The sequence below is a fragment of the Hassallia byssoidea VB512170 genome (genome assembly GCF_000817785.2).
GTDB classification, from domain to species: domain Bacteria; phylum Cyanobacteriota; class Cyanobacteriia; order Cyanobacteriales; family Nostocaceae; genus Hassallia; species Hassallia carrinoi.
Genome location: NZ_JTCM02000210.1, coordinates 1 through 3,695, shown reverse-complemented (window position 1 = coordinate 3,695; position 3,695 = coordinate 1). Strand labels below are relative to the sequence as shown.

Annotated in this window: 4 protein-coding genes; 2 read left to right on the top strand and 2 right to left on the bottom strand. The window is 40.4% G+C overall.

Features of this window, described 5'->3' with window-relative positions:
- Window positions 1-286 precede the first annotated feature (286 nt).
- Both PI95_RS34825 and PI95_RS34820 read left to right on the top strand, forming a co-directional pair.
- Entirely contained in the window at window positions 287-853 is a 567-nt protein-coding gene (locus PI95_RS34825) for a hypothetical protein (protein WP_039748317.1), read from the top strand.
- 5 nt (window positions 854-858) lie between these two features.
- The gene (locus PI95_RS34820) at window positions 859-1,779 is read left to right on the top strand and encodes an AAA family ATPase (RefSeq protein WP_052325258.1); all 921 of its coding nucleotides are present in this window, start codon (window positions 859-861) and stop codon (window positions 1,777-1,779) included.
- A 126-nt stretch (window positions 1,780-1,905) separates the two neighbouring features.
- On the opposite strand, the gene PI95_RS34815 is transcribed toward PI95_RS34820, so the two are convergent.
- Complete coding sequence (locus PI95_RS34815; protein WP_039748318.1) at window positions 1,906-3,219, bottom strand: hypothetical protein; 1,314 nt, start codon at window positions 3,217-3,219, stop codon at window positions 1,906-1,908.
- Window positions 3,220-3,324: 105 nt separating this feature from the next.
- Window positions 3,325-3,695, bottom strand: a 371-nt coding sequence (locus PI95_RS34810) for a hypothetical protein (protein ID WP_236117341.1), incomplete at its 5' end; no start/stop codon positions are given.

Below are 3,695 nucleotides of genomic sequence, written 5' to 3'. Positions count from 1 at the left end.
CCGACGGAAAAACCGACTCGTTCATTGCTGTAGTTACCAAGGGAAATAAGGAAGTGGGCATGAAGGGTTTTTATTTTCATAGTTTTGTTGCCATAATTGGGTTCTCACAAGATAGTTAACGCTCTTGGGCTTCGGTGAAGCCCTTATTTTTTGTCCTCCTGGGATGGTTGATAAAGCTTCAAAGAATTCTCTGACAAGACTTGCCACACAGCGTCGGCATTTTCCTCTTTAAGTAGGACATAGTAACTATCCCGAAAATAGACCGTTATTCCGATGTCACTTTTTGATGCGTGCGTTACTGACTCCAAGTCTAGAATTAAAGCAAGTTTCTTTAAGATATGACAAGCGTAATATTACAACAGTTCTTGCTTATACTCGTCCTATTAACGGTGAACCAGGAGAGTTTTTAGGTGTTATACAAGCTAGAGATTGTAAACGAGAAAGAATGTCTCTGGCTGAATTGAACTATATTAAGAAAAAATTGCGCGATGAAGGTAAACAAGTAGATAATTCCTCTATTTTAAACGAACGATTGTCTGTTTTTGAAGATGTAGAAACAACTCGTAAGGAGAGACGCAGAGAACGCCGTAAAAAAGCCCAGCAAAAACATGAGGTTAAAACTAACAAATCAAGAGTAGTAGAGTTATTCCCTGAAAATGCAACACCAGAGGAAATAACAACATCACAAGAAGATTTAATATCTACTTATGACACAGATTCACAAAATACTGTAAATTCAATAGATAAGCAAGTTACGCAGAATAAACCTGATCCCAATCAAACAGCCAAAGCTAGACGGCGACCTAGAGTAGGTGTGAAAGATTGGAACCAATTTATGAGGGATAATTGGTAATTGTCATGTCGGAGACAAACTTAGCCAGTGCCAATCTAGAATTTCAGAAGTCGTTTGATGCAAGTTTGCAACCTGCTGAGGAACTACGGCGATCGCCTGAAGCACAAGCTGAGGTTGAGCGGATTGGTAAAGCTAACACTTACCTTCCCCTAGACCGCGATACGGAATTGTTTGACTGGCTTGATGACCAGCGTGATGCAAAACTCTGTGGTTATGTTACCTCCGCTACAGGTTCTGGCTTATTAAAAGCCTGTCAACTGTACAGGACGCAATATGTAAAGCGACGAGGCACGCTTTTGGAAATTCCTGCAACTGTTATTTATGCAGAAATTGACCAACATGGAGGCCCAACGGATTTATATTGCTCCATTATGGAAGAAATAGGTCATCCGCTTGCTCATGTGGGAACATTACGAGATTTGCGATCGCGGGCATGGGGAACTCTCAAAGGTTATGGTGTCAAAATACTCATAATTGGTAATTCCGACTATTTAACTTTGGAAGCCTTTAATGAGCTAATTGATATTTTTACAAAACTGCGAATCTCCGTTATCTTAGTTGGAACTTACTATCTGAGCGATAATATTCTTGAGCGAAAAAGTCTCCCATACGTGCGCGTTCATGACTCATTTTTAGAGTCATATGAGTTTCCCAATTTAACTGAACAAGACATTATTGAGGTTGTAGATGATTGGGAACAAAAATTTCTTCCGGAAGGTGGTCGATTAAATCTCACGCAAATCGATAGTGTAATTTCTTACTTGAGAATCAAATCTGGAGGACTGATTGAGCCTTTGTATGATTTACTTCGCAAGATTGCGATACTGAAAATAGATGAGCCATCTTTTGAACTCAATCAAGCTAATTTGACTAGAAAATTCGGTAGACGCAAGGAACCAAAAGTTAAATTTAAAAGGAAAAGCTAAAATTTGTGCTTGACCTAGCTCTAGAGCTATTGGGAATTGAGCGAAAATAATTTCACCTTTACTTCTAAAAAATTTGTTGTGCGACTTCTCGGCGAAGAAATATTGCAGAATTATGCACTTAATCTATTAATCGATACTTTTGCTGCCAATAAAACCCAGCGTTTGCTCAATCGACTTTAGCGCTGATTGAATATCTGCACTCAGTGCATCTGCCTCAGCTTTAATCACAGACACACCCTTCCCAATTTCTGTCAGAGATTTTTTTATAGTTCTGATTCGTCCCAAAGCGGTGCGTATCTGCTGAATTTGTTGTTCAACAGCAGTCACATCCAGTTGTGATTCAAAGGTACGCAATTTATTTAACCTTTGCTGGATCACCAAAAAGCGGATAGCAATGATTAAAAATGGATGGGTTGTGGCGATCCAATAACCTGACTCAGAAACTCCCTCTGCCCAATCACCGATTTCCTGCGCTAGTCCTTCACGGGAATAACTTAAAAAAATTGCCGAATTTGCAGAACGCCGCAGCATTGCTGACTGTAAATGTTGAGTGATTGCTTGGCGACCAAAAGGCTTTGAGGGTCGTTTTCTAGCTTCAATCACTATTGACAGTTCAATTACAGCTAACGATTTACTGGTGAACTTTACGAGAATATCACCAGTATCCCCATCATGACCAATATGCTCCACCTCTACTCCACTCAACTTTGACCAATTTCGCAGTTCGACAACAACTAATTCTTCATAGTTGATGCCTTTTGCAGTTGTCACAGAAAGTACTTGTTGTGTTACGTGTTGATCTCGAATTTCCCTGGTCAGTTTTTCCACTTGTTCGGTTAATGGTTTGACAGACTCAGAAACCACATTTTTAACTGCCGCAGCCAGAGTACCATTTTCCTTAGTGGCATTTATTAATGCTGCTTTAAATGCCCCCTGAATAGAATCAGAGCGTTTAGCATCTAATAGTTGGCGTAATGAAGAGAGAAAGCGACCAACAACAGAAGTTTCTCTGGCGGGATCAATTTCGTGTGTAAGCAAAGTGCTGACATTATTCAGTTTTTCAGTCAGGACGGCTGAAGTCAAATTAATTTGAGCTTGCAGTGGAGCTAATAATTGACCATTATCTGTCCCTACTTGATTAACTAATTCCTGCCCAAAAGAGTGAGCAATTACTTTGACTGCCTGCTGAAACTCCACCAATAAAGATTCCATCTGCTGCTTAATTAATTCGTTGCCATGACGGGTTTGAGCAGTTTGCAAGCACAGAAATCCTAACTCAAAAGCATCCAGGCAAATATCCTCATATTCTGACTGGGGAAATTGTTGTAAGTAGCTGATGGCATTTTTGAGAGGGATTGCCATGCGATAAATCAGGACATGGTTTTCTGTTAATTCAATACTGGAAGGCAGGTAATAGGAGTCATTGGTGGAGCGATTCATGGAACAGTGGGTAGGCTGGTGACGATAAATTGCACCCTACTACCTATTTTTTATGTCAGTCAAGGTGATGAAGAAAAGTTTTGTCAATTTGCAAAAACTGAAGAATTAATTCGGGTGTTGAGGATTATGCCACTGTGACAACAGAGGGTTAATTACTTCGGCATTACAGAAAAGAAAATCAGCCACAGCCATAATTCTCTGGTAAGGTAATCCAGCTTCTCGGCGGCTTTTTTGTCCACCCAACCAGTGATAAGCCGTCGATTTAGAGATGGCACAGATTTTTGCTAATTCTTCGTAACCCAATCCCCAACGATAGCTAAAATCTTGGGGAGACATAAACATTTGGTTGTGCAGTTCTAGCAACTGTTGATGTTGTTGCGCTTCAGACATGATTGCCCTGAAGCCTTTCCAAGGATGAGTTATCCAGGGGTTCGATATCTTCTGAGAAAGCGAAGTCGCAGCTACAGGTGTCACGA

What these genes read in the sequence shown, in the direction of transcription:
- PI95_RS34815 (WP_039748318.1), bottom strand. Translation starts at nt 3,219, where the DNA reads ATGAATCGCTCCACCAATGACTCCTATTACCTGCCTTCCAGTATTGAA.
- PI95_RS34825 (WP_039748317.1), top strand. Translation starts at nt 287, where the DNA reads ATGCGTGCGTTACTGACTCCAAGTCTAGAATTAAAGCAAGTTTCTTTA.
- PI95_RS34820 (WP_052325258.1), top strand. Translation starts at nt 859, where the DNA reads ATGTCGGAGACAAACTTAGCCAGTGCCAATCTAGAATTTCAGAAGTCG.